Raw genomic sequence first — 24254 nt, 5'->3', positions numbered from 1 at the left:
GTCATCGGCCGTCGAATCGGCGGCGTCAGCCGCGCAGATAGGCCAGCACGTTTTCCGGCGAGGATTCGCCGTAGGGATCGCCGTTCTCGCCCTCGTCGTTGATGCCGGGCTCCTCGAACCACTTCTCGACAACGCCGTCCTTGACCACCATGGCATAGCGCCAGGACCGGAAGCCGAAGCCCAGATGATCCTTGTCGATCAGCATGCCCATGCGGCGGGTGAAATGGCCCGAGCCGTCGGGGATCAGCTTGACCTTCTTCAGGTTCAGGCTCTTGCCCCACTGGAACATGACGAAGGCGTCGTTGACGCTGAGGCAGTAGACCTCGTCGACGCCGAGATCCTTGAACTCGTCGTAAAGCCGTTCGAAGGCCGGGCACTGCTCGTTGGAGCAGGTCGGCGTGAAGGCGCCGGGCAGCGAGAACAGGACGACGCGCTTGCCCTGGAACAATTCGTCGCTGGCCACGTCCTGCCAGCGGAACGGGTTGGGGCCGTCCACGCTTTCGTCGCGCACACGGGTCTTGAACACCACCGAGGGGACCTTGCGCCCTTCCATTCTCATCTCCGGATATGGTTTCGACTGTGTCGGCCAATGGGGTGAGCCGCGCCGCATCCGGACCGGCCGGGTCCGACGCCGGCCACGATACCGGCTCCGTCCGCCTCGTCCAACCGGCAATAAGTCATGCACCCCCTTCCGGCAAAATGCCGCAAGACGGACCGTAAGAGCAGGTAAGTCCGGGGTAGAGCTGCGCAAAAGTGGTGGCATCCCGTGGCAATCCTGTGACGCTTCCGAATGTTAATGTCCCATTTACCAAGATCGCGTTCCCTGAGCCCGCCTGCATCCAGTGGGCACTGCGCCGACCGGTGACAATTGGAGGGCTGTTTATGCCTATTTCGACCAAGTCCAACACTATGCAAGGGACCGGTATCGATAAGCCGGAGGCGGCTTTCAACCGCTCTTATTTTACCAGGGTACTTGTTAGTGCATTTATCTTCAGTGCCACCATCAACGCGCTGATGCTGGCCATGCCGCTTTATTCGCTTCAGGTGTTCAGCCGGGCCATTCCGTCCGGCAATTACGACACCCTGATCATGCTGACCCTCATCGTGGTCATGGCGCTGACGCTGAGCGGCGTGCTGGAGATGGTGCGGTCGCGCCTGCTTGCCCGTGCCGGCAACGCGCTGGAGGTGCGGTGGCGCCGCCGGCTGACCGCCGACGCGCTGGACGCCGCCGGCCGCGGCCGGCCGGACAACGGCCCGCTCGCCGACCTGATGGAGCTGAAGGCCGCCTTCGCCCGTCCGTCGCTGCCGGCGCTGATGGATCTGCCCTGGGCGCCGCTCTACGTCATCGGCATCTACGTGATCCATCCGATGCTGGCGCTGGTCCTGGTCGTGTCGATGGCGATCATGGCGGTGATGGGCTGGATCGGCTATGTGGCCGTCAAGGACGTCAACGACGAAAGCAAGCTGCCGGCCGGCCGCGCCCAGAAGCTGTTCGAGGCCCTGGCCTCCCGCTCCGACACCGTGCGCGGCCTGCGCATGGGCGACACCGCGCTCGATGCCGTCAACCGCGACTTCCTGACCGCCAGCGCCCTGCAGAACCAGGGCTATGAGCGCAGCGCCTCCATCGGCGCCGCCACCAAGTGGGTCCGCATGGTCCTGCAGATCGCCGTGACGGGCATCGGCGCCTGGCTGGTGATCGAGCAGCACCTGTCCTTCGGCGGCATGATCGCCACCTCGATGCTGGTCGGCCGCGGCCTCGCCCCCATCGAACAGACCGCCGGCGCCTGGGGCGGGCTGGTCCGTTCCGCCCAGGCCGTCCGCCGCCTGCTGCCGCTGCTGAAGCGCCTGTCGCGTGAGCCGGAGCGTCCCGCCGTCCCGGTGGAGAGCGAACGCCTGACGGTGGAGAATCTGCTGTTCGTCTCCCCCCGCGACCAGAAGCCGATCCTGCGCAGCGTCACTCTCTCCATCGAGCCGGGCGAGACCGTCTGCATCGCCGGCCCCAACCGCTCGGGCAAGTCGGTCCTCGCCCGCCTGCTGGCCGGTGTCGCCCTCCCGTCGGCGGGGACGGTGCGGCTTGGCGGCCTGTCCGTCGCCACCCTGACCCCCGACGCTCCCGAACAGGGCATCGGCTACCTGCCGCAGCAGGTCGATCTCCTGCCCGGCAGCATCGCCGACAACATCGCCCGCTTCACCACAGCCACCCGCGAACAGGTGGAGGAGGCCGCCAAGTCCGTCGGCATCCACGAGTGGATCGAAAGCCTCCCCATGGGCTACGAGACCGAGGTCAACGACCCGCTGTCCCCGATCACCGGCGCCAGCGCCCGGCTGATCGGCCTTGCCCGCGCCGCCTTCGGACAGCCGCCGCTGATGGTGCTGGACGAGCCGACCGCCGGCCTGGACGAGCTGGGCATCAAGGCCGTCCGCGCCTTCGTGGCGGCCGCCAAGCAGCGTGGGGCGACGACCATCGTCATGACCCACGCCCCGATCTTCGTCGACATGGCCGACCACACCTATGTCCTGAAGAACGGCATGGCGATGGAGCTGCCTCGTCCGGAGCAGCAGCAGGCACAGCCCGGTGCCGTCAACCTCGCCCGCCTCCGCAATCTCGGCCCTCAGGCCGGTCCGTCCGCCACCACGGCAGGGGCCGCCGGCTGACCGCCGGCACCGCCCCCAAGCCCTGAGCATCCGGCCCCGTTCCCCGGCTGGCGACGCCCGACCCGACAGAGCCAAGGAAGTCCCATGACCACGATGACCACCGGTTTCCCCACCCCGCTCTCCTCCGACACCGGTCCCGAGACCCCCGCCGGCAAGCCGTCGCGCAAGACCGCGACCATCACCTCGATCCATGCGCTGCGGGCGGCGATGCCGGAAACGGGTGTGCGCAGCCTGCTGCTGGGCGGCTTCCTGGTCCTGGCGGTCGGCTTCGGCGGCATGACCGGCTGGGCGGCGGTGGCCCCGCTGCACAGCGCGATCAGCGCCGTCGGCTCGCTGGCCCCGGAAACCGGCCGCAAGGTGGTGAAGAACACGGAAGGCGGCGTGATCAGTGCCATCCTGGTCAAGGAAGGCGACCGGGTCGAGGCGGGTCAGGTCCTGATGCGGCTGGACAGCACCGAGGCGCAGACCCGGCTGGAAATGCTGAACGTCGCGCTGTTCGACACTCTGGCGTCGGAAGCCCGCCTGACCGCCGAGCTGTTCGAGAAGCCCGCCATCGAGTGGCCGGCCGAACTGGCGGCGCGCCGCGCCAATGAGCCCGCGGTCGACACTGCCATGCAGAACCAGGAGAAGCTGTTCCAGGTCCGCCGCAACCAGCTGGAGACCGAAACCAAGCTGACCCAGGACCGCATCGCCACGCTCGGCGACGAGGTGAAGAGCCTGGAGAAGCAGCGTGCCTTCCTCGCCCGCGAGATCAAGCTGTCGGACGAGGACATCGAGATCACCCAGGGCCTGCTGGACCGCGGCAACTCCACCCGCACCAAGCTGGTGGCGGCGCAGAAGGAGAACGCCCAGCTGCACGCCCAGGACCATGAGCTGGAAGCCCGCATGTCCCAGTCGCGCCAGCAGGCGGTCGAGGCACAGGGCGATCTGATCCGCCGCCGCAGCGACTTCCGCGAGAAGGTGCTGATGGAGCTGGAGAAGGCGCGCGGCGACGCCCAGAAGCTGGCCGAGCAGATCCGCGACGCCAGGAACCGCCTGGACAACCGCACCATCAAGGCGCCCGACGCCGGCAACGTCGTGATCTACGGCCACCCGGCCGTCGGCGGCACCATCACCGCCAACGAACCGGTGCTGGACATCGTCCCCGACGACAAGGCCCTGCTGGCCGAGGTCCGCATCCAGCCGAAGGACATCAAGTCGATGGCCGTCGACCTGCCGGTGAAGGTGCAGCTGACCGCCTATGACAGCCGCGTCGTCGGCACAATCGACGGCACCGTGTCCTACGTCTCGGCCGACCGCCTGACCGACACCGCCACCCGCCAGGACTATTATCTGGCCCGCATCCGCCTGAAGGACGCCGATTCCCACGAAGTCGGCCACCTGAAGATCAAGGCCGGCATGCCGGTGGAAGCCCGCATCGTGCTCTCCCCCCGCACCCCGCTGGATTATCTGATCCAGCCGCTGAGCCAGTCCTACGTGAAGGCGTTCATCCAGGAGTGATGGGTTCTTGAGGGGGAAGGCGCTTTGCCCCCTCCCCGACCCTCCCCCACCTTCGGTGGGAGAGGGTGCCTTATGCGAAGCGATGACAGTCCCCTCTCCCGCGGAACGCGGGGGAGGGTTAGGGAGGGGGCATCGTCAGCCATCCCCTCCCTACACACACAAAAAGCCCCCGGCCATCCCGCCGGGGGCTTTTCATCTACCCAACACCCTCAACCCCGTCCCGGCCGCAAATCCGGCTTCGGCGGGACCGGCAGCGGTTCCGGCACCGGGATCGCCTCCGTCTGCTCCTTGGTGCGGCGCGATGCCGCACGGTCCTGGGCCAGACGGTCCATCGCCTGCCGGCGCTCCGCCTCCGTCGACAGATCGGTCGGGCGCGGGGGAACGGTACCCAGATTCGGATATTCCGTGCGCTCGCCGGTCATATTCCGGATGGGCGACGTATTGTCGCTGACCGGCGAGGGCTGGCCGGTGACGGCGCCCAGAAGGCCGGTGTCCAGCGCCCGGTCGCTGCAGGCCGTCAGCCCGAAAACCATTGGCATTACAAAGATCAGGGAGCCGAACACCCGTCCGACCGCCGCGATGCCCCGACCGACCTCCTGTCTGCCCGTCACCATCATCCTTCCCCGTGTCTGGCCGCGACGCCGCACTTGTGCGACGATCCGTGAAATGAAATGTTCACACCAGCGGTGTATGAGAGGTTCCGGATTTCTCCCGCACCGCACCAGAAGGCCGGACCGCCGCACGCAACCCACAGCGACATGGTGCAGAACGCCCCCTGAAAACATCGACCGCAAGCCTGTATAGCCGCCCGTCCGCAAGGCCCAAAGCCCTATCTGGTACAAGCCGGGCACTGTGGATGACGGTGACCGACACGACGTGACCGACGACGCGACACCCGCCCAAAGAAGAAGGACCGTGCTCATGGCCGAGACCAAGGCCCCCCCCCAGGCTTCCACCCCGGCTTCCCCCCAGGTGCCCGACGTCAAGCTCCCCGACCCGGTTGAGATGTCGCGGGCGATGACCCGCATCGCCGAACAGAGCCAGCGGCTGGTTTCCGAATTCCTCGCGCGCCAGGCCTCCGACGGCGCCGGCCCGAAGAGCCCGGATCCGATGGGCGTCGGCCATGCCTTCCTTGAGATGACCACCCGCATGATGGCCGATCCGGCCAAGCTGATGCAGGCGCAGATGACGCTGTGGCAGGATTACCTGACCCTGTGGCAGCGCACCACCCAGCGCTTCTTCGGGCAGGAGACGCAGCCGGTCATCGCCCCGGCCAAGGACGACCGCCGCTTCAAGGACGCCGCCTGGGACGAGAACACGCTGTTCGACTTCATCAAGCAGTCCTACCTGCTGAGCGCCCGGTGGATGCAGTCGACCGTCAATCAGGTCGAAGGGCTGGACGACCACACCGCCAAGAAGGTCGATTTCTACACCCGCCAGTTCGTCGACGCGATGGCGCCCTCCAACTTCGTCATGACGAATCCGGAGGTCCTGCGCGCCACCATCGAGAGCGGCGGCGAGAATCTGGTCAAGGGGCTGGAGCATCTGCTGAAGGATCTGGAGCGCGGCAAGGGCGAGCTGCGCATCTCCATGACCGACTACGACGCCTTCCAGCTGGGCAAGAACATCGCGGTCACGCCGGGCAAGGTCGTCTTCCAGACCAGCCTGATGCAGCTGCTGCAGTACACGCCGACCACGCCGGACGTGAACAAGCGCCCGCTGATGATCGTGCCGCCCTGGATCAACAAGTTCTACATCCTGGACCTGCGCGAGAAGAACAGCTTCATCAAGTGGGCGGTCGACCAGGGCCACACCGTCTTCGTCCTGTCCTGGGTCAACCCGGACGAGACGCTGGCGGCCAAGGGCTTCGAGGACTACATGGTCGAAGGCCCGCTGGCGGCGCTCGACGCCATCCAGAAGGCGACCGGCGAGAAGGACGTCAACGCCATCGGCTATTGCCTGGGCGGCACGCTGCTCGCCTCGACCCTGGCCTATATGGCGGTCAAGAAGGACGACCGCATCAAGTCGGCCACCTTCTTCACCACCATGCTGGACTTCGCCGAGGCCGGCGAGCTGTCGATCTTCATCGACGAGGAGCAGCTGACCTTCATCGAAGGGCAGATGGCCGAGCAGGGCTATCTCGACGGCGCCAAGATGGCGACCACCTTCAACATGCTGCGGGCCAACGACCTGATCTGGTCGTTTGTCGTCAACAACTACCTGCTGGGCAAGGACCCGTTCCCGTTCGACCTGCTGTACTGGAACGGCGACAGCACCCGCATGCCGGCGGCGATGCACAGCTTCTACCTGCGCAACATGTACCAGAAGAACATGCTGGCGCAGCCGGGCGCGGTGTCGCTGAAGGGCGTTCCGATCGACCTGACCAAGGTCAAGGTCCCGGCGCTGTTCCTGTCGGCCCGCGAGGACCACATCGCCCCGTGGAAGAGCACCTACAGCGGCGCCCAGCTGTTCAGCGGCCCGGTCAAGTTCGTGCTCGGCGCCTCCGGCCACATCGCCGGCGTCGTCAACCCGCCGGCGGCCAACAAGTACTGCTACTGGACCAGCGACAAGCTGGCCAAGACCTCCGACGAGTGGCTGGAGAAGGCGACGCAGACCCCCGGCTCCTGGTGGCCGGAATGGAACAAGTGGGTCGGCCAGTTCGCCGACGGCAAGGTCCCGGCCCGGCAGCCCGGCGACGGCGCCCTCCCCGCCCTGGAAGACGCCCCCGGCTCCTACGTCAAGGTCAAGAACGAGTAACCTTGCGGCCGCCCGATTATCCGCACGGAAAACCCCCGCCCCTCCCGGCGGGGGTTTTCCTTTCCGGGCCAATCCGATAGTGTTACGCATGCGCATGTTAAGGGTTTGTTTGCCCTTTTTACGCCACCTAAGGCCTGCGCATATTCGCACGCCCCGGGGATCCGCCGTTCATGCCATCCGACGCCCAGACTGCAACGATGGGAACCGCCGCGATGGCGAACGCCGAACCGGTCAAGCTCGCCGAACGCTACGAAATCCAGCCCGGCGCGCCGATCCCCCTGCTGAATGCCGTCGGCGGCAACGCCTTCACCGCCAAGGCGCTGCGCGAGAAGCGGATCGAGCCCTTCGCCATCATCTGCCACGGGGCGATGCTGCCGCGGATGGACATCTGCTCCACGGTGGGCAGCCTCGACAACGCCACCCACATGCGGCTGCTCGATTGGGGGCTGGTGGACTGGCCGCAGGACCGCGGGCGGCGCTATTGCCTGGTGTTCGAGCGGCCGGGCGGCAAGCGGCTGATGGGATCGCTGCACGACACGCTGGACCCGATGCCGGAAGACCAGCTGACCCGCCAGATCGTCCACCCGCTGGTGTCGGCGCTGAAGGAGCTGTCGAGCCGCGGCGTGGTCCATGGCGCGATCCGTCCGACCAACCTGTTCTACCGCGATCTCGCGGGCGGCGGGCTGATGCTGGGCGACTGCGTGTCGACGCAGCCCGGCTACGGCCAGCCGGTCCTGCTGGAGACGATCGAGCGTGGCATGGCCAACCCCGCCGGCCGCGGCACCGGCATCGTCGCCGACGACCTCTATTCGCTGGGCGTCACCCTGCTGATCCTGGCGCTGGGCCGCAACCCGCTGGCCGGGCTGGACGACGACGCCATTCTGCAGGCGAAGATGGAGCGGGGATCCTATCCGGCCCTGGTCCAGCAGCACCGGCTGCCGCTGGCGATCAACGAGGTGGTACGCGGCCTGCTGGTGGACGATCCCAAGCAGCGCTGGACCCTGAACGACCTCGATTTGTGGGTGGCCGGCCGCCGGCTCAGCCCGAAGCAGCCGCAGATTTCCCGCCGCGCCGCCCGGCCGCTGGAGTTCCAGGGGGCCGAATACTGGCACTGCCGCACGCTGGCCCGCGCCTTCGCCCGCCATGCCCCCGCCGCCGCCAGCGTCATCGAAAGCGGCGAGCTGGACAAATGGCTGCGCCGGTCGATGGGCGACGAGGTGCGGGCGGAGGCGGTGAGCAACGCCATCCAGACCGCCTCCAGCGGCAAGGGCGGCAGCCAGGGCGACCGGCTGGTGGCGCGCGTCTGCATCGCGCTCGACCCCACCGCGCCCATCCGCTACCGCGGCCGGGCGATGATGCCGGACGGCATCGCCACCATGCTGGCCGACGCCTTCATGCGCGGCGAATCCCCCCAGGCGGTGGCGGAGGTGATCGCCAACCAGCTGCCGATGTTCTGGGTCAACGTCCAGGCCGACTTCAAGCCGGAATTCGTGCCGCTGGTGCAGACCTACGACCAGCTGCGCGGCTTCCTCGACCGCTCCTCCCACGGGCTGGGGGTGGAGCGCGTGCTGTACGAGATGAACCCGACGATGCCTTGCATGAGCGCCCTGGTCGCCAAGCAGCTGCCGACGACGCCGGCGGAGTTGCTGCGGGCGCTGGACTGGATCGCCGCCGGGGGCGAGCGGCACAAGGACCCCATCGACCGCCAGATCGCCGCCTTCCTCGGCGCCCGCAACAAGCGCGGGGACGAGCTGCTGTTCACCCAGCTCGGCAGCGGGGTGGAGCCGATGCGGCGGGTCATCGCCATGCTGACCATTCTGTCCGACATCCAGGCCCGCACCGGGGTGGACGGGCTGACGCATCTGGCCTCCTGGGTTGTGGCTCTGCTCGATCCCGCCTTCCGCCGCTTCCACAACCGGCCCCAGCAGCAGGAGGTGCGCAAGATGGCCGACGCCGCCGCGCACAACGGCCGGCTGACCGAACTGCTGAAGGTGGTCGACGATCCCGAGGCGCTGCGCCGCGACCGTCTGGAATTCGAAGCGGCGCAGATCGCCTATCGCGAGGCGGATGCGGAGATGGACAAGATCCGCCACACCATCTCCGACCGCAATGCCATCATCGAGACGTCGGGCCGGCAGGTCGCTGCCATCGTGTCGAGCCTGCTGTCGACCGTGCTGGTCGCCGGCATCATCCTGTTCTTCGCCTTCTGACCGGATCTCATAAAATCTGAATCGACGGGGGGATCGCCATGGCGCGCAAGAGAAAGAAGAAGGGCGGCGCCCTCACGCTGATCCTGCTGATCATCCCGGCGGCGCTGATCGTGCTGCCGACCACCATCCTGTTCGGGGTGGGGATGATCCCGACCATCGTTGCCTATGTCATCGACCGCGATCCCGACAAATCGGCGCCGATCACCGTCGGCGGGCTGAATTTCTGCGGCTGCATGCCCTTCGCCATCGATCTGTGGAAGCACCAGCACACCATCGGCGCCGCCGCGAAGATCTTCGCCGACCCGCTGGCCTGGCTGGTGATGTATACCGCCGCCGCCGTCGGCTGGGGCCTTTATTACGGCATCCCGCCGCTGGTCGCCGGCATGGAGATCACCCGCGCCGAAAAGCGGGTGGAGGTTCTGAAGCAGAAGAAGGTGGCGCTGGTCCAGGAATGGGGGCCGGACGTCGCCGGCGACTATTTCGACGAGTCCGGCGGCCTGGAACCGGGCGCCGAAGCGGAAGGCGCGTGAGGGAACCCGATTCTCGCGGCAGGCCGCCCTTGCAACCGGGGCCGGCGGCGGGGCATGATCGGCGATATGGTCCGCGAGGTCGGCCAAGGGGTCGGAATGTTCAGCGTCAGCCAGGATGAAGCCGCCGCCATTCAGAAGGCGTTTCACGAAAGCGGCGAATGGGCGGCGGTCGTCGAATTGCGGCGGCATTTCCCCATTCAGGACAATGTGAACGCCCTGAACGCCGTACGGGCCATCGTCAGATGGGCCCGGCCGCCGCATGCGGCTCCCGCCGATACGCCGGTCTGACCGGCGTCAGCCGACGATGCCCGCCACCGCCCGCGCCACCTCGGCGTGGATCGAATCATGCTGCTTGAACTCCTTCGCCGTCTGGGTCAGGTAGCTGGCGACCAGCAGCGGCGGGCGGTTCTCCGGCCAGAGGATGGCGATGTCGTTGGCGGTGCCGTTGGTGCCGGTTCCGGTCTTGTCGCCGACGCGCCAGCCGGCCGGCAGCCCGGCGCGCAGCCGCTTGTCGCCGGTCTTGTTGGCGATCATCCAGTCGGAAAGCTGCCGGCGGGAGTCCGGACGCAGCACGTCGCCCAACAGCAGCCGTTCCATGCTGCGCACCATGGCGGCGGGGGTGGTGGTGTCGCGCGGATCGCCGGGAATCGCGGTGTTCAGCGTCGGCTCGTTGCGGTCCAGACGGGTGGTCTTGTCGCCGATGCCCCGCAGGAAGGCGGTGAGGCCGGCCGGGTCGCCGACGCCCGGCAGCAGCAGGTTGGCCGCCACATTGTCGCTGAGCGTCATCGCCGCCTCGCACAGCTCGGCCACCGTCGGCGGCGTGCCGTTCAGCCGGGTTTCCGCGAAGGGCGCATAGGGCACCAGATCGGCCGACGTCACCGGAATTCGCCGGTCCAGCCGTTCCCTGCCCTGATCCACCCCCTTCAGCACGGCGGCAGCCAATAGAAATTTGAAGGTGCTGCACATCGGGAACCGCTCGTCCACGCGCCAGCCCTGCAGCCGGCCGCTTCCGGTGTCGAGCATCGCGACGCCCAGCCGTCCGCCGGTCCGCTCCTCCAGCACCGCCAAACGCTCCGCCAGCCCATCGGCCGCAGAACCCTTGCCTTTCGCCGCCTGCGCCGCGGTTGCGGAGAACAGCAGCGCCCCGCCCGTCGCCACCAGGAAACCCCGTCTTCCGATCATTGCGACCACTTTCCTTGCCGTTGCGATGGCCGGACGATAGAAACCGGGCGCCGCACGGGCAAACGAGGTTTCCTCGCGGAAGCCACAAATAAAACTAATGGCGGAAGAGCTTCCCCGGTCCGGCGGCGCCATGGCACCCTATGGGCCGCCAGCGATGGGCGAAGGGAGCAGGCGGATGCCGTTGCGTCAGGACATGGAGACCGGCCGGTTCGCGGCGCGGGCCGAGGATGGCACCGTCCATTCGGTCGTCGAGGTCACCAGCTACATCCAGATGGTCACCTTCCGCGGCCCCGCCGGCTGGGTGCCGGAAGGGAAGAGTTACCGCCTGGACGGCGGCGAGGCGGTGGAGGAGACGGCGGACGGCGGGTTCCGCATCGCCGCGACGGGGCTGGCGCTCCGGCGGATCGGCTGAGGGCCTGCGGCCTCACGCCGCGGCCGTGGCCGCGACAAGGGCGTAGGCTGTATCCCGCCACAGATGTTCAAGGATTCTGAGCGGCGGCACTGTCCCACGCCTGCTCTCAACGGCCGCGGGGCGAAGGCCATCGACTCCGTCCAGCCCTGAGAGCCAAACAATCCCGCCGATTCTCATCATTTCATCGATTTTTTGAAGCGATCATCGCCAGAAATCCTGCATCTATATTTTATGTAGTTAAACTACATTACGAATTCCAGAGCCATAATATGATCAATGCTTAATTTATGATCATAGACTTCCCAGCACATGATCCATATCAATCATTCGCCAAGTGGTATGACCACTCTTGCGAACCCATCAGGGACGATGTAGGTTTCCTACATACCGCATGGAACCGCGATATGGCGGGTTCCGGGCCCGTTTGCCGGCCGCATGGCGACACCCGACGGGAGACGCCCGATCATGGTTACGACTGTCAAATCCCTCACCGACCTGAACGCCCTGATCTCGCGGGTGAAGGCGGCGCAAGCGCGCTTTGCCGAGTATCCGCAGGAGAAGGTCGACCTGATCTTCCGCAGCGCGGCGCTGGCCGCCGCCGACGCCCGCATTCCGCTCGCCAAGATGGCGGTGGCGGAGACCGGCATGGGCGTGATGGAAGACAAGGTCATCAAGAACCACTTCGCCGCCGAATACATCTACAACAAGTACAAGGACGACAAGACCTGCGGCGTGCTGTCGGAAGACGACGACGCCGGCATCCTCACCATCGCCGAGCCGGTCGGCCTGATCTGCGGCATCGTCCCCACCACCAACCCGACCTCCACCGCCATCTTCAAGGCGCTGATCGCGCTGAAGACCCGCAACGGTCTGGTGCTCTCCCCCCATCCCCGCGCCCGCAGATCGACCTGCGAGGCCGCCCGCCTGGTGCTCGCCGCCGCGGTCGAGGCCGGCGCGCCCGAGGACATCATCGGCTGGATCGACGAGCCCTCGCTGGAGCTCTCCAACGCCGTCATGCACCATCCCGACATCAACCTGATCCTCGCCACCGGCGGGCCGGGCATGGTCAAGGCCGCCTATTCCTCCGGCAAGCCCGCCATCGGCGTCGGCGCCGGCAACACCCCGGCCGTCATCGACGAGTTCGCCGACATCAAGCGCGCGGTGGCCTCCATCCTGATGTCCAAGACCTTCGACAACGGCGTGGTCTGCGCGTCCGAACAGTCGGCGGTGGTGGTCGATGCCGTCTATGACGCGGTGCGCGACCGCTTCGCCCATCACGGCGGCTACATCCTGTCGGCCCGCGAGGCCGACGCGGTGCGCAAGGTTCTGCTGACCGACGGCCATCTGAACGCCGACATCGTCGGCCAGCCCGCCCACGCCATCGCCGCCATGGCCGGCCTCACCGTGCCGTACGCCACCAAGGTGCTGATCGCCGAAGTCACCGACATCGCCGACAGCGAACCCTTCGCCCACGAGAAGCTGTCGCCCACCCTGGCGCTCTACCGCGCCAAGGACTTCCCCGAGGCCTGCGACAAGGCCGCCGCCCTGGTGGCGCTGGGCGGCATCGGCCACACCTCGGTCCTCTACACCGACCAGGACCAGCAGGCCGAGCGCATCCGCCATTTCGGCGACAAGATGAAGACCGCTCGCATCTTGATCAACACGCCGTCGTCGCATGGCGGCATCGGCGACCTCTACAACTTCCGCCTCGCGCCGTCGCTGACGCTGGGCTGCGGGTCCTGGGGCGGCAACTCGATCTCCGAGAATGTCGGGCCGCAGCACCTGATCAACAAGAAGACGGTGGCGAAGAGGGCGGAGAACATGCTGTGGCACAAGCTGCCCAAGTCGATCTATTTCCGCCGCGGCTGCCTGCCCTTCGCGCTTGAGGAGCTGCGCGGCAAGAAGCGCTGCCTGATCGTCACCGACCGCTTCCTGTTCGAGAACGGCCATGTCGCCGACAGCGTCCGCGTGCTGAAATCGCTGGGGCTGGAGGTCGAGACCTTCTTCGAGGTCAGCGCCGACCCGACTTTGGCGGTGGTGCGCAAGGGCGTGGCTCTGGCCAATGCCTTCCAGCCCGACGTGATCCTGGCGCTGGGCGGCGGCTCGCCGATGGACGCCGCCAAGATCATCTGGGTGATGTACGAGGCGCCCGAGGTGGCGTTCGAGGATCTGGCGCTGCGCTTCATGGACATCCGCAAGCGCATCTACACCTTCCCCAAGCTGGGCGTGAAGGCGCAGCTGGTGGCGGTGCCGACCACCTCGGGCACGGGCTCCGAAGTCACGCCCTTCGCGGTGGTGACCGACGAGCGCACCGGCACCAAGTATCCGATCGCCGACTACGAGCTGACGCCGACGCTGGCGATCATCGACGCCAATCTGGTGATGGACATGCCCAAGGGCCTGACGGCGGCGGGCGGCATCGACGCGGTGACCCACGCGCTGGAGGCCTATGTCTCGGTGGTGGCGAACGAGTACACCGATGGGCAGGCCTTGCAGGCGCTGAAGCTGCTGAAGGAGAACCTGCCCTCGGCCTACCGCAACGGCTCGAAGGACCCGAAGGCGCGGGAGCTGGTGCACAACGCGGCGACGCTGGCCGGCATCGCCTTCGCCAACGCCTTCCTGGGGGTGTGCCATTCGATGGCGCACAAGCTGGGGGCGGAGTTCCACATTCCGCACGGCATCGCCAACGCGCTGCTGATCGCCAACGTGATCCGCTACAACGCGGCGGACATTCCGACCAAGCAGACGGCGTTCAGCCAGTATGACCGGCCCAAGGGGGTGGCGCGCTATGCGCAGATCGCCCGGCACCTGGAGTTGGGCGGCAGCCGCGACCATGAGCGGGTCGAGAAGCTGATCGGCTGGGTCGAGGAGCTGAAGCAGGCTTTGGAGATCCCGGCCTCGATCCAGGCGGCGGGGGTGCCGGAGGCGGCGTTCCTGGCGCGGGTCGATGCGATTGCCGAGGCCGCCTTCGACGACCAGTGCACCGGCGCCAACCCGCGCTATCCGCTGGTCGCCGAGATCAGGCAGCTGCTGCTCGACAGCTACTATGGACGCGCCTATGCCGAGCCGTCCGCCCAGGATGCCGCTCCTGTCCAGGCCCAGGCCCAGGCCCAGGCGAAACCCGCCGCGCGCAAGGATGGCGGTGCCCGCAAGGAAGCGGCGCTCGCCAAGTGACAGCGGGATGGGGGAGCCCGCCAAACCGGACTCCCCCGCCCTGCTCCAACCCGTCTCATCCAAGGATCAAAACCATGAGCAAAGCGATCATGTGGGCCGAAAGCGACGCCCGCGGCTTCCAGACCGAATGCCTGTTCAACGAAGACAACCGCAGCTACGAGGTGCTGGTCTGCGCGCGCGCCATGGGCGTCGACCGGGCGGAGAGCTTCCCGGTGGTCGAGGATCCCGGCCTTGGCATGAGCGCGGACGACCTGCACCGCTCCATCCGGCTGGCCGACCGTCTGGTCTCGGAAATGGAACGGTCGCTCGGCGACTGCTGACCGGCCGGTGCATCCTGTGGCATAAGGGGCCAACCACGCCACGGGATATCAGCCGGATATGATTCGTTTCGACAATGTCAGCAAGCAGAATGGTCACCGCATTCTTTTCCTGGAGGCCTCTGCGGCGCTGAACCGGGGTGAGAAGATCGGTCTCGTCGGTCCCAACGGTGCGGGCAAGACCACCCTGTTCCGCATGATCACCGGCGAGGAGCAGCCGGACGGTGGGCAGGTCGCCATCGAGAAGCAGGTCAGCATCGGCTATTTCAACCAGGATGTCGGCGAGATGTCCGGCCGCAGCGCCGTGGCCGAGGTGATGGACGGCGCCGGTCCGGTCAGCGTCGTCGCAGCCGAACTGGCGGAGCTGGAAGCGGCGATGGCCGACCCGGACCGCGCAGACGAGATGGACGCCATCATCGAGCGCTACGGCGAGGTGCAGGCGCGCTTCGACGAGCTTGGCGGTTACGAGCTGGAGGGCAAGGCGCGCGAGGTTCTGGCCGGCCTCAGCTTCAGCCAGGAGATGATGGACGGCGATGTCGGCGGCCTGTCGGGCGGCTGGAAGATGCGCGTGGCGCTCGCCCGCATCCTGCTGATGCGGCCCGACGCCATGCTGCTGGACGAGCCGAGCAACCATCTGGACATCGAAAGCCTGATCTGGCTGGAAGGCTTCCTGAAGGGCTATGAGGGCGCCCTGCTGATGACCTCGCACGACCGCGAGTTCATGAACCGCATCGTCACCAAGATCATCGAGATCGACGGCGGAACGCTGACCAGCTATTCCGGCGACTACACATTCTATGAAAAGCAGCGGGCGCTGAAGGAGAAGCAGCAGGAAGCGCAGTTCGAACGCCAACAGGCCATGCTGGCGAAGGAACTGAAGTTCATCGAGCGCTTCAAGGCCCGCGCCTCGCACGCTTCCCAGGTGCAGAGCCGGGTGAAGAAGCTGGACAAGATCGAACGCTTCGAGCCGCCCAAGCGCCGTCAGGTGGTGACCTTCGACTTCCCGCCGGCCCCGCGCTCCGGCGACGACGTCGCGGTTCTGAAGAACGTGCACAAGGGCTATGGCAGCCGGGCGATCTACCAGGGGTTCGACCTGACCATCCGCCGCAAGGAGCGCTGGTGCGTCATGGGCGTCAACGGCGCCGGCAAATCGACGCTGCTGAAGCTGATCGCCGGCGCGACCGAGCCCGACGCCGGCACCGTCACCGTCGGGGGCAGCGTCAGGATGGGCTATTTCTCCCAGCACGCCATGGAACTGCTGGACGGCGACCAGACCATCTTCGAATCGCTGGAGGCCCATTTCCCGCAGGCGAGCCAAGGGTCGCTGCGGGCGCTGGCGGGCTGCTTCGGCTTTTCCGGCGACGATGTGGAGAAGAAGTGCCGCGTGCTGTCGGGTGGCGAGAAGGCCCGGCTGGTGATGGCGATCATGCTGTTCAACCCGCCGAACTTCCTGGTGCTCGACGAGCCGACCAACCACCTGGACCTAGACACCAAGCAGATGCTGATCGCGGCGCTGGGGGCATATGAGGGCACCATGCTGTTCGTCTCGCACGACCGGCATTTCCTGGCCGCGCTGTCCAACCGCGTGCTGGAGCTGACGCCGGACGGCATCCACCAGTATGGCGGCGGCTATACCGAATATGTGGCGAGCACCGGCCAGGAAGCGCCGGGCCTGCACAGCTGATCCGAAAGCACCGGGAGTTTGGACGGGAGCGCCGGCCGCCGGCACGACGCTCCCGCCTGTGTCACGCCGCCTTGATCGACGACAGGAACTGCTCCACTTCGAGCCGCAGGGTTTCGGACTGCCGGGCCAGTTCACCGGCGGCCGACTGGACCTGACCAGCGGCGCTGCCGGTCTCGCCCGCGGTCTGCGTCACCTGGGTGATGTTGTCGGAAACCTCCTGCGTGCCGACCGCGGCCTGCTGCACGTTGCGGGAGATTTCGTTGGTCGCCGCCCCCTGCTCCTCGATGGCCGCCGCGATGGCGGTGGAGATGTCGTTGATGCTGGTGATGGTGCCGCTGATCCCGCCGATGGCGGCGACGGCGCCGGAGGTAGCGGACTGGATCGCGGCGATCTGGCTGGCGATCTCGTCGGTCGCCTTGGCTGTCTGGGCGGCCAGCGACTTCACTTCCCCGGCGACGACGGCGAAACCCTTGCCCGCTTCGCCGGCCCGCGCCGCCTCGATGGTGGCATTCAGCGCCAACAGATTGGTCTGGCTGGCGATGTTGGTGATGAGGGCCACAACGTCGCCGATGCGCTGGGCGGCATCGGCCAGGCCGCGCACCGTGTCGTTGGTCCGCGACGCCTCTTCCACGGCCTGCCCGGCGATGCGGGTGGAGTTGGCGACCTGCTGGCTGATCTCGCGGATCGAGCTGCTCATCTGCTCCGTCGCGGTGGCGACGGTCTGCACGTTGGCGCTGGTCTGCTCCGCCGCCGCCGCGACGGCCCCGGCCTGGGAATTGGTCTGCTGCGCCATCGCCACCATGCTCTGCGCCGTCGCGTCCAACTCGGAGGCGGCCGACGACACGGTGCGCAGGGCGGAAGCGGCCGCACGGTCGAAATGGGAGATCAGCTGCTCGATCTTCTCGGTCCGGCGCTGCTTGGCCGCCTGCTCCGCCGCCTGCTCCGCCGCCATCCGGTCGGCCTGCACCAGCCCGTCCTTGAACACCTGGACCGCGCGGGCCATGGCGCCGAGCTCGTCACCCCGCCCGGTGCCGGTGACCTCGGTCGACAGGTCGCGGGCTGCAAGCCGGCTCATCGTGCCGGTGATCGCCTGGATCGGCCGCGACACCGTGGCGATCATCATCCAGGCAGCCCCCAGGCAGACCACCATGGTGATACCGAGCGCCACGACGATCAGGATTCTGCTGCTCAGATAAATCTGCTCGCCGATGGTGGCCGCCTGGGCTCCGTTCCTGGTGTTGAACTCCGTCAGTTCGTCCAGCACCTTCTTGGCCGCCCGGTACGCCGTGCGTGAGTCGCCACGATAGAGCGCCGCCGCCGCCTCGTTCTGGTTCCCGCGGGAGAAGGGCAGAAGCTTCTGCTGGCTGATGGACAGGTAGCTTTCCCAGAGCGTGACGAACTTCCGGTAAGTCTCAGTTTCCCATCCCGGTGTCAGGAGCGCCGCATAGGCCTGCTTTGCCGTTGCAAGGTCGCTCAGCGCCACCTGCATGGTGTCTTCCTCGACCTTCATGTCCTCGGCCGTCAGCGAGGAGATGTGGGCGCCTTCGAGAATCCGGTAGAAATCGAAAGCCGCACGCAGCTGGCCGATGGTCTTTACGCTGGGCAGCCAGTTGTCCCGAACTTCCGCCGCTTCGTGGTTCACGCTGGACAGCCGCTCGATGGCGAAGACGCCGAGGCCGAGAGTGAACAGCATGACCAGGGCAAAGCTGACCAGCGCCTTGGCCCGGATGGTGGTGTCGGTGACCCATGACATTCGTCTGTCTCCCCCTGTTGACGTCTATGCACGGTCCAGTTACGGAAATAACCACTCCATAATAAAAGACATACCATTTCAAAGCGAAGATTGAAGCTAAGGGAAACCCTGATTTCACGACAGCGCTTTCATATTATTACATTCCAGCAACAGGGTAGAGCTTCATTTCGAACTCGCAGAAAGACAATTCCGATTGATGCAAGAAAAATTGCGCAAAGCCGGAATTTCGCTTCTTTTGCGTTCGCTTGCCACAACGACGCATCGCTCTGTGACGATCCTTTGTTCCTCAGACCGGCTTGGATCGGTCCCGGCACCGATTGCAGGTCGCGTGCCCCCGGTTCGACTCCGGGCAACCGATTCGCACCTCTGCCGCTCGTCTGACGAACCGTTCACGCTCCGAACATCGCCGTTGACCAAACCTGTATTATAGATCATACAGGTTCCTGTCTGATGCAGCGACAGAAGCCGGTTTCCAACGGACAGGGGGAGGCGGAGCACCGTGAAGTCGGCGGTCGAACCTTTGAAGGCGCGCAGGATCTATCTGCTGCTGCGCGACCGCATCGTCGCCGGCGAACTGCCGCCGGGCGCGCGCCTGCCGGGCGAGCCGACGCTGGCGGCCGAACATGCCGTGTCGCGGGTCACCGTGCGCCGTGCGCTCGACCTGCTGGAAAAGGAAGGGCTGGTGCAGCGCAAGCCCGGCTCCGGCACCTTCGTGCACGACACGCGCACCGTCCGGCCCATCGTCGCCGACCTGTCCAACGTGCTGTCGCACCTGATCGACATGGGGCGCAGCACCGACGTGAGGCTGCTGTCCTTCGGCTATCTGGTACCATCCGACACCATCGCCGCGAGCCTGGGGCTGCGGCCGGGGGAGCGGGTCCAGCGGTCGGTGCGCGTGCGGCTGATCGACGGGGAGCCCTTCTCCTACCTGACCACCCATGTGCCGGAATGGATCGGCCTGACCTATTCGGAAGCCGAACTGGCGGCGCGCCCGCTGCTGGAACTGATCGAACGGTCGGGCGTGGAAACCGACCGGGCAACCCAGGCGATCAACGCCACGCTGGCCGGGCCCGAGGCCGCGGCGGCGCTGGATCTGGAGATCGGATCGCCGCTGCTGACGCTGACCCGCATCGTCTACGAGCCGTCGGGCCGCGGCGTCGAGCATCTGCACGCGCAGTACCGGCCCGACCGCTACAGCTTTCACATGGATCTCGTGCGCACCGGCAACGACGGCGAACGGCGCTGGAGCCCGGCGCTGGGCTGGCCGCGCAGCAGCGACAAGAACAAAGCCGACAAGACCAACAAAGGCAAATCGGGCGAAAAGCCCACCCGCGCGCCGCGGGTCATCAAACAGAGGAGTTGAGCGTTATGGGACGTTCGGTTCAGGACCCCGCGCTTTGCGGGATTTCCCGCCGCACCGTGCTGAAGGCCGGTGCCGCAGCCGCCGCCTTCGCCACGGTGCCGGTGGCCGCCCCGTCGATCCTGCGGGCGCAGACCCCGGCGGTGAAGATCGGCATCCTTCAGCCGGTGACCGGCGCGCTGGCCCATGACGGCGACCTCGGCCGTCTGGGGGCCGAAATCGCGATCAACGAGATCAACGCGGCCGGCGGCATCAAGTCCCTGGGCGGCGCCAGGATCGAGATGGTGTTCGGCGACGCCCGGTCCATGCCCGAAGCCGGCACGCAGGAGGTGGAACGCATGCAGGCGGAAGGCGTGTCGGCCATCGTCGGCGGCTTTGCCAGCCCGATCTGCCTCGCCGCGTCGCAGGCGGCGGCACGCTACGACCTGCCCTATCTGGTCGATGTCGGCGTGTCGGACCAGATCATGGCGCGCGGCCTGACCAACACCTTCCGCTTCAGCCCCGGCTTCGGCAAGGTCACGCAGGTGGCGCTCGACAACCTGACCGCCATCAACGAGCGGGCGGGCAAGCCGGCCAGGACGGTGGTGCTGGTGCATGAGGACGGGCTGTTCGGCTCCGGCCTCGCCAAGCTGCTGCAGACCGAACTGCCCAAGCGCGGCTTCGAGGTGCTGGAAACCATCGCCCACCCGACGCCGGCGCGCGACATGTCCAACGTGGCGCTGCGCATCCGTTCGCTGAACCCGGATCTGGTGATCCCGTCGAACTACTACGGCGAGTTCGTGCTGCTCGCCCGCACGATGCAGCAGCAGCGCATCAAGCCGAAGGGCATCTACGCCATTCTCGGCGGGGCGGCGTCGAACGGACGCTTCGTCAAGGAATTCCCGCAGGCGGCCCAGAACGTCATCGACTGCAACCACTGGCACGATCCGAAGAACCCCAAGGCGCTGGCCCTGCGCAAGGCGGTGGAAGGCCAGGGCAAATCCTTCGCCTACAATGTGCCGCTGAACTATTCGAACCTGCTGCTGCTGGCCGACGCCATCGAACGCGCCGCCTCCACCGACCGCAAGAAGATCATCGAGGCGCTGAACGCCTCCAGCTTCGCCGGCCACATCATGCCCTATGGCCCGACGAAGTTCGTGAACGGCCAGAACGAGGGCGCCACCCCGATCAACACCCAGATCCAGGGCAGCGACATCAAGGTGATCTTCCCCGAAGCATTCGCCGAGGCGAAGGCCAACTTCCCGGCGGCCTGATTCCCTTTTTTCGCCGTCGCACCTCCGCAGTCCCCTTGCCCGTCCAGGCTTGGCCGCGAACCGGCCGCCCGAACGGGCGAGGGGGTCATTCCCCTCATGCGCGGGCTGCCATGTATTCACCTCAGATCATCCTGGAAGCGGCGCTGAACGGTCTGATGACCGGTGCGGTCTATGCGCTGATCGCACTCGGCCTGACGCTGATCTACGGCGTGCTCCACATCATCAACTTCGCCCACGGCGCGCTGCTGACCTGCGCGATGTTCGCGGTCTGGGGCGCCTGGGCCGGGCTGGGGATCGACCCCTATCTGGTCATCCTGCCGCTGGTGCCGCTGATGTTCGCGCTCGGCTACGGCCTGCAGCGCTTCGTCGTCGGGCCGGCCAGCCATGGCGACGACGGCAACATCCTGCTGGTAACGCTGGGCCTGTCGATCATGCTGGAGAATGTGCTGCTGGCGCTGTTCCAGTCGGACACCCGCACGCTCGACACCGACTATTCCTTTCAGGTGGTGGCGCTGGGGCCGCTGCTTCTGTCCTACCCGCGGGTGATCGGGCTGGGGATGGCGGTGGCGGTGACTGGGCTGTTGTGGCTGGTGCTGAACCGCACCGACACCGGCAAGGCGATCCGCGCCGTCGCCAAGGAAAAGCTGGGCGCCAATCTGGTCGGCATCGACGTGCCGCACATCTATGCCGTCACCTTCGGGCTCGGCTGCGCCTGCCTTGCCGTCGCGGCGGGGCTGCTGATGCCGACCTTCTACGTCAACCCGCGCATCGGCGGCGCCTTCGTGCTGGTCGCCTTCACCGTGGTGGTGCTGGGCGGCATGGGCTCCATCCCCGGCGCGCTGCTGGGCGGCCTGTTCATCGGCGTGGTGGAGAGCCTGTGCGGCCTGTTCCTGGGCGACAGCCTGGGCCAGATCGGCATCTTCCTGATCTTCATCGCCGTGCTGCTGGTGCGGCCGACCGGACTGTTCGGAGCCAAGGCATGACCGCGCGCGACCTGATCCCGATCGCCGTCCTGACCATCCTGGCCGCCCTGCTGCCGCTGGTGGTGACGTCCAGCACGGTGCTGAACTTCCTGGTCTTCACGCTGATCGTATCGCTGGGCGCGCAGGGCTGGAACATCCTGGGCGGTTTCGGCGGCCAGTTCAGCTTCGGCCATGCCGCCTTCTTCGGCACCGGCGCCTATGTGACGGCGATCCTGCAGCTGCGCTATGGCGTCAACGCCTGGGCCGGGCTGGTGCTGGCGACGGCGGCGGGCGGAGCGGTCGGCTGGACCATCGGTTTCCTCAGCTTCCGGTCGGGCCTGCGCGGCTCCTACTTCGCGCTGGTGACGCTGGCCTTCGCCGAGGTGTTCCGCATCCTCGCCAATGCCGCCTCCTTCACCGGCGGTGCGGCGGGGCTGCTGATCAAGCTGGACGTCCGCGCGGTCAACTTGCAGTTCGACGACCGCGCCGTCTTCTATTGGCTGGTGCTGGCCTTCGTCGCCGCGGTGCTGCTGCTGACGCGCTGGATCCAACGGTCGCGCTTCGGGGCGCAGCTGGTTGCGGTGCGCGAGAACGAGGACGCCGCCAAGGCGCTGGGCGTCGACAGCCTGAAGGTGAAGCTGCGCGCCATCGCCCTGTCGGGTGGCGTGACGGCGCTGTCCGGATGCCTCTATGCCCAATACTTCCTCTACATCGACGCCAACATCGCCTATGGCAGCTGGATTTCGGTGGAGCTTCTGCTGGCCCCGATCATCGGCGGCGTCGGCACCGTCTTCGGCCCGGTGGTGGGGGCGCTGACCCTGCACGGGCTGGGCGAGGTGGCCAAGCAGTTCGCCGGCCGCATCCCCGGCATCGACCTGATCGTCTTCGGCGGCGTGCTGGTGCTGGCCGTCGCCTTTGCCCGCGGCGGCATCCTGGGCCTGCTGGAGCGGCTGCGCGACCGCGGCCGCGGGATGGTGGCGCGCGGACCCAAGGAGGTTTCCCATGCTGGCCGTTGACGGCGTCTCCAAGCGTTTCGGCGGGCTGATGGCGGTGGACAGCGCGACGCTGGCGCTGGAGCCCGGCGGCATCATCGGGCTGATCGGTCCGAACGGGGCCGGCAAGACCACTTTGTTCTCGATGATCTCCGGCTTCATCGCCCCCACCGACGGACGCATCCGCTTCGAGGGCACCGACATCACGTCCGAGGAGCCGCACCGAAGGGCGGAGCGCGGCATCGGCCGCACCTTCCAGATCGTCCAGCCCTTCGCCGGGCTGACGGTGTGCGAGAACATCGCGGTCGGCGCCTATCTGCGCCATGCCAAGCGGGCCGACGCCACCGCCAAGGCGCGCGAGGTGGCGCGCCGTGTCGGGCTGGGGCCGGAGCTGGACCGGCCGGCCGGCGGGCTGACGGTGGCCGGGCGCAAGCGGCTGGAGCTGGCCCGCGCGCTCGCCACCGAACCGAAGCTGCTGCTGCTGGACGAGGTGCTGGCCGGGCTGAACCCGTCGGAGATCCGCGACATCATCCCGGTGATCCGGGGCATCCGCGACGAAGGGGTGACGATCCTGATGATCGAGCACGTCATGCAGGCGGTGATGAACCTGTGCGAGCGCGTCTATGTGCTGGCCCAGGGCCGCATGATCGCCGAGGGACCGCCCGCCGCCGTCTGCGCCGACGCCCGCGTGATCGAGGCCTATCTCGGCCACGGCGCCGCCGCCCGGCTGAAGGCGGAGGGGGCGGCCCATGGCTGAGCAACTTCTGGAAATCCGTGGCCTGAAGACCGGCTATGGCGCGACCGAGGTGCTGCGCGGCATCGACATGGCGGTTCGTGACGGCGAGATCGTCACCGTGCTCGGCTCCAACGGCGTCGGCAAGACGACGCTGAACAAGGTGCTGTCGGGCGTGCTGCCGGCCTGGACAGGCGAAATCCGCTTCGGCGGCACCCGCATCGACGGCAGGTCCGCCGCCCGCATCGTGGAAGAGGGGCTGATCCAGGTGCCGGAAGGCCGCAAGATCTTCCCCAACCTGTCGATCCGCGAGAATCTGGAACTCGGCAGCTACCGCCGCGGCAAGCCGAACCGGGCGCGGAACCTGGAGCGCATCTTCGCGACATTCCCCCGGCTGAAGGAGCGCGAGGCGCAGTTCGCCGGCACCCTGTCGGGCGGCGAGCAGCAGATGCTGGCCATCGGCCGCGGCATGATGGCGGAGCCGCGTCTGCTGATCCTCGACGAACCCTCGCTCGGCCTTTCGCCGCTGGTGGTGGAGGAGATGTTCGGGCTGATCCGCAAGCTGAACGCCGACGGGCTGGCGATCCTGCTGGTGGAGCAGAATGTCGTCCAGTCGCTGGAGGTCGCCCGCCGGGCCTACATCCTCGAAAACGGCGTCTTCGCGCTGTCGGGACCGTCCGACGAGATCGCGCGCGACCCCGAATTGAAACGCACCTATCTCGGCCTGTGAGCGATGCCCGCTCCGGCCCTCTCCCGACATCTTCCAACCCTGACCCGGCG

At 67.0% G+C, this 24254-nt stretch carries 20 protein-coding genes; 16 read left to right on the top strand and 4 right to left on the bottom strand.

The genetic code is table 11. The features are described from left to right. Positions 1 to 25: 25 nt before the first annotated feature. Positions 26 to 553, bottom strand: coding sequence for a peroxiredoxin (locus AZOLI_RS14995; protein WP_014188012.1), 528 nt, complete (start codon positions 551 to 553; stop codon positions 26 to 28). A gap of 470 nt (positions 554 to 1023) precedes the next feature. Here AZOLI_RS14995 and AZOLI_RS14990 point away from each other — a divergent pair, with 470 nt between their 5' ends. Both AZOLI_RS14990 and AZOLI_RS14985 read left to right on the top strand, forming a co-directional pair. Continuing rightward, complete coding sequence (locus AZOLI_RS14990; RefSeq protein ID WP_244442581.1) at positions 1024 to 2655, top strand: type I secretion system permease/ATPase; 1632 nt, start codon at positions 1024 to 1026, stop codon at positions 2653 to 2655. 84 nt (positions 2656 to 2739) lie between these two features. Then, complete coding sequence (locus AZOLI_RS14985) at positions 2740 to 4155, top strand: HlyD family type I secretion periplasmic adaptor subunit (protein WP_014188010.1); 1416 nt, start codon at positions 2740 to 2742, stop codon at positions 4153 to 4155. Positions 4156 to 4364: 209 nt separating this feature from the next. Here AZOLI_RS14985 and AZOLI_RS14980 read toward each other — a convergent pair whose 3' ends face one another. Then, positions 4365 to 4694, bottom strand: a complete 330-nt coding sequence (locus tag AZOLI_RS14980) for a hypothetical protein (protein ID WP_244442580.1) — start codon at positions 4692 to 4694, stop codon at positions 4365 to 4367. Between the two features lie 382 nt (positions 4695 to 5076). On the opposite strand from AZOLI_RS14980, the gene AZOLI_RS14975 reads away from it, so the two are divergent. The 4 genes from AZOLI_RS14975 (at position 5077) to AZOLI_RS14960 (ending at position 9940) form a co-directional block, all read left to right on the top strand. Next, the gene (locus tag AZOLI_RS14975) at positions 5077 to 6912 is read left to right on the top strand and encodes a PHA/PHB synthase family protein (protein WP_014188008.1); all 1836 of its coding nucleotides are present in this window, start codon (positions 5077 to 5079) and stop codon (positions 6910 to 6912) included. Positions 6913 to 7082: 170 nt separating this feature from the next. Then, entirely contained in the window at positions 7083 to 9122 is a 2040-nt protein-coding gene (locus AZOLI_RS14970) for a serine/threonine protein kinase (RefSeq protein WP_162488212.1), read from the top strand. 38 nt (positions 9123 to 9160) lie between these two features. Continuing rightward, complete coding sequence (locus tag AZOLI_RS14965; protein WP_014188006.1) at positions 9161 to 9652, top strand: hypothetical protein; 492 nt, start codon at positions 9161 to 9163, stop codon at positions 9650 to 9652. A 54-nt stretch (positions 9653 to 9706) separates the two neighbouring features. Further along, positions 9707 to 9940 carry a hypothetical protein gene (locus AZOLI_RS14960; RefSeq protein ID WP_014188005.1) on the top strand — a complete coding sequence of 78 codons (234 nt, stop codon included), beginning with the start codon at positions 9707 to 9709 and terminating at the stop codon, positions 9938 to 9940. Between the two features lie 6 nt (positions 9941 to 9946). Here AZOLI_RS14960 and bla read toward each other — a convergent pair whose 3' ends face one another. Continuing rightward, on the bottom strand, positions 9947 to 10834 hold the full coding sequence (gene bla / locus AZOLI_RS14955) for a class A beta-lactamase (RefSeq protein ID WP_014188004.1): 888 nt from the start codon (positions 10832 to 10834) through the stop codon (positions 9947 to 9949). 175 nt (positions 10835 to 11009) lie between these two features. Between bla and AZOLI_RS14950 the strand changes: the two genes are divergently transcribed. From AZOLI_RS14950 to AZOLI_RS14935, 4 genes are all read left to right on the top strand, one after another. After that, positions 11010 to 11246: a hypothetical protein gene (locus tag AZOLI_RS14950; protein ID WP_014188003.1), complete on the top strand. Its 237-nt coding sequence runs from the start codon at positions 11010 to 11012 to the stop codon at positions 11244 to 11246. Positions 11247 to 11711: 465 nt separating this feature from the next. Then, positions 11712 to 14420, top strand: a complete 2709-nt coding sequence (adhE, locus tag AZOLI_RS14945; protein ID WP_014188002.1) for a bifunctional acetaldehyde-CoA/alcohol dehydrogenase — start codon at positions 11712 to 11714, stop codon at positions 14418 to 14420. Between the two features lie 74 nt (positions 14421 to 14494). After that, positions 14495 to 14740, top strand: a complete 246-nt coding sequence (locus AZOLI_RS14940) for a hypothetical protein (protein WP_044551364.1) — start codon at positions 14495 to 14497, stop codon at positions 14738 to 14740. A 58-nt stretch (positions 14741 to 14798) separates the two neighbouring features. Continuing rightward, complete coding sequence (locus AZOLI_RS14935) at positions 14799 to 16421, top strand: ABC-F family ATP-binding cassette domain-containing protein (RefSeq protein WP_014188000.1); 1623 nt, start codon at positions 14799 to 14801, stop codon at positions 16419 to 16421. A 61-nt stretch (positions 16422 to 16482) separates the two neighbouring features. Here AZOLI_RS14935 and AZOLI_RS14930 read toward each other — a convergent pair whose 3' ends face one another. Further along, positions 16483 to 18174, bottom strand: coding sequence for a methyl-accepting chemotaxis protein (locus AZOLI_RS14930; RefSeq protein WP_014187999.1), 1692 nt, complete (start codon positions 18172 to 18174; stop codon positions 16483 to 16485). 499 nt (positions 18175 to 18673) lie between these two features. On the opposite strand from AZOLI_RS14930, the gene AZOLI_RS14925 reads away from it, so the two are divergent. The 6 genes from AZOLI_RS14925 (at position 18674) to AZOLI_RS14900 (ending at position 24204) form a co-directional block, all read left to right on the top strand. Continuing rightward, complete coding sequence (locus AZOLI_RS14925; RefSeq protein WP_014187998.1) at positions 18674 to 19537, top strand: GntR family transcriptional regulator; 864 nt, start codon at positions 18674 to 18676, stop codon at positions 19535 to 19537. A gap of 5 nt (positions 19538 to 19542) precedes the next feature. Further along, positions 19543 to 20787 (top strand): ABC transporter substrate-binding protein, encoded by a 1245-nt coding sequence (locus tag AZOLI_RS14920; protein ID WP_014187997.1) that lies wholly within the window; start codon positions 19543 to 19545, stop codon positions 20785 to 20787. A 110-nt stretch (positions 20788 to 20897) separates the two neighbouring features. Next, a complete protein-coding gene (locus AZOLI_RS14915) occupies positions 20898 to 21770 on the top strand; it encodes a branched-chain amino acid ABC transporter permease (protein WP_014187996.1) in 873 nt (290 codons plus the stop codon). Next, a complete protein-coding gene (locus AZOLI_RS14910) occupies positions 21767 to 22765 on the top strand; it encodes a branched-chain amino acid ABC transporter permease (protein WP_014187995.1) in 999 nt (332 codons plus the stop codon). Before AZOLI_RS14915 ends, AZOLI_RS14910 begins: the two co-directional genes overlap by 4 nt. Then, complete coding sequence (locus AZOLI_RS14905) at positions 22752 to 23498, top strand: ABC transporter ATP-binding protein (RefSeq protein ID WP_014187994.1); 747 nt, start codon at positions 22752 to 22754, stop codon at positions 23496 to 23498. Before AZOLI_RS14910 ends, AZOLI_RS14905 begins: the two co-directional genes overlap by 14 nt. Further along, on the top strand, positions 23491 to 24204 hold the full coding sequence (locus tag AZOLI_RS14900; protein ID WP_014187993.1) for an ABC transporter ATP-binding protein: 714 nt from the start codon (positions 23491 to 23493) through the stop codon (positions 24202 to 24204). Before AZOLI_RS14905 ends, AZOLI_RS14900 begins: the two co-directional genes overlap by 8 nt. Positions 24205 to 24254: the final 50 nt, after the last annotated feature.

Origin of the sequence: Azospirillum lipoferum 4B (assembly GCF_000283655.1) — a bacterium.
Lineage (GTDB): Bacteria > Pseudomonadota > Alphaproteobacteria > Azospirillales > Azospirillaceae > Azospirillum > Azospirillum lipoferum_C.
The sequence above is the reverse complement of the archived record's forward strand: the minus strand, read 5'-3'. Positions and strand labels throughout refer to the sequence as shown.

Excerpts from the sequence above, each read along its gene's own strand:
- AZOLI_RS14995 (WP_014188012.1), bottom strand. The coding sequence starts at position 553 with ATGGAAGGGCGCAAGGTCCCCTCGGTGGTGTTCAAGACCCGTGTGCGC.
- AZOLI_RS14990 (WP_244442581.1), top strand. The coding sequence starts at position 1,024 with ATGCCGCTTTATTCGCTTCAGGTGTTCAGCCGGGCCATTCCGTCCGGC.
- AZOLI_RS14985 (WP_014188010.1), top strand. The coding sequence starts at position 2,740 with ATGACCACGATGACCACCGGTTTCCCCACCCCGCTCTCCTCCGACACC.
- AZOLI_RS14980 (WP_244442580.1), bottom strand. The coding sequence starts at position 4,694 with ATGCCAATGGTTTTCGGGCTGACGGCCTGCAGCGACCGGGCGCTGGAC.
- AZOLI_RS14975 (WP_014188008.1), top strand. The coding sequence starts at position 5,077 with ATGGCCGAGACCAAGGCCCCCCCCCAGGCTTCCACCCCGGCTTCCCCC.
- AZOLI_RS14970 (WP_162488212.1), top strand. The coding sequence starts at position 7,083 with ATGCCATCCGACGCCCAGACTGCAACGATGGGAACCGCCGCGATGGCG.
- AZOLI_RS14965 (WP_014188006.1), top strand. The coding sequence starts at position 9,161 with ATGGCGCGCAAGAGAAAGAAGAAGGGCGGCGCCCTCACGCTGATCCTG.
- AZOLI_RS14960 (WP_014188005.1), top strand. The coding sequence starts at position 9,707 with ATGATCGGCGATATGGTCCGCGAGGTCGGCCAAGGGGTCGGAATGTTC.
- bla (WP_014188004.1), bottom strand. The coding sequence starts at position 10,834 with ATGATCGGAAGACGGGGTTTCCTGGTGGCGACGGGCGGGGCGCTGCTG.
- AZOLI_RS14950 (WP_014188003.1), top strand. The coding sequence starts at position 11,010 with ATGCCGTTGCGTCAGGACATGGAGACCGGCCGGTTCGCGGCGCGGGCC.
- adhE (WP_014188002.1), top strand. The coding sequence starts at position 11,712 with ATGGTTACGACTGTCAAATCCCTCACCGACCTGAACGCCCTGATCTCG.
- AZOLI_RS14940 (WP_044551364.1), top strand. The coding sequence starts at position 14,495 with ATGAGCAAAGCGATCATGTGGGCCGAAAGCGACGCCCGCGGCTTCCAG.
- AZOLI_RS14935 (WP_014188000.1), top strand. The coding sequence starts at position 14,799 with ATGATTCGTTTCGACAATGTCAGCAAGCAGAATGGTCACCGCATTCTT.
- AZOLI_RS14930 (WP_014187999.1), bottom strand. The coding sequence starts at position 18,174 with ATGTCATGGGTCACCGACACCACCATCCGGGCCAAGGCGCTGGTCAGC.
- AZOLI_RS14920 (WP_014187997.1), top strand. The coding sequence starts at position 19,543 with ATGGGACGTTCGGTTCAGGACCCCGCGCTTTGCGGGATTTCCCGCCGC.
- AZOLI_RS14915 (WP_014187996.1), top strand. The coding sequence starts at position 20,898 with ATGTATTCACCTCAGATCATCCTGGAAGCGGCGCTGAACGGTCTGATG.
- AZOLI_RS14910 (WP_014187995.1), top strand. The coding sequence starts at position 21,767 with ATGACCGCGCGCGACCTGATCCCGATCGCCGTCCTGACCATCCTGGCC.
- AZOLI_RS14905 (WP_014187994.1), top strand. The coding sequence starts at position 22,752 with ATGCTGGCCGTTGACGGCGTCTCCAAGCGTTTCGGCGGGCTGATGGCG.
- AZOLI_RS14900 (WP_014187993.1), top strand. The coding sequence starts at position 23,491 with ATGGCTGAGCAACTTCTGGAAATCCGTGGCCTGAAGACCGGCTATGGC.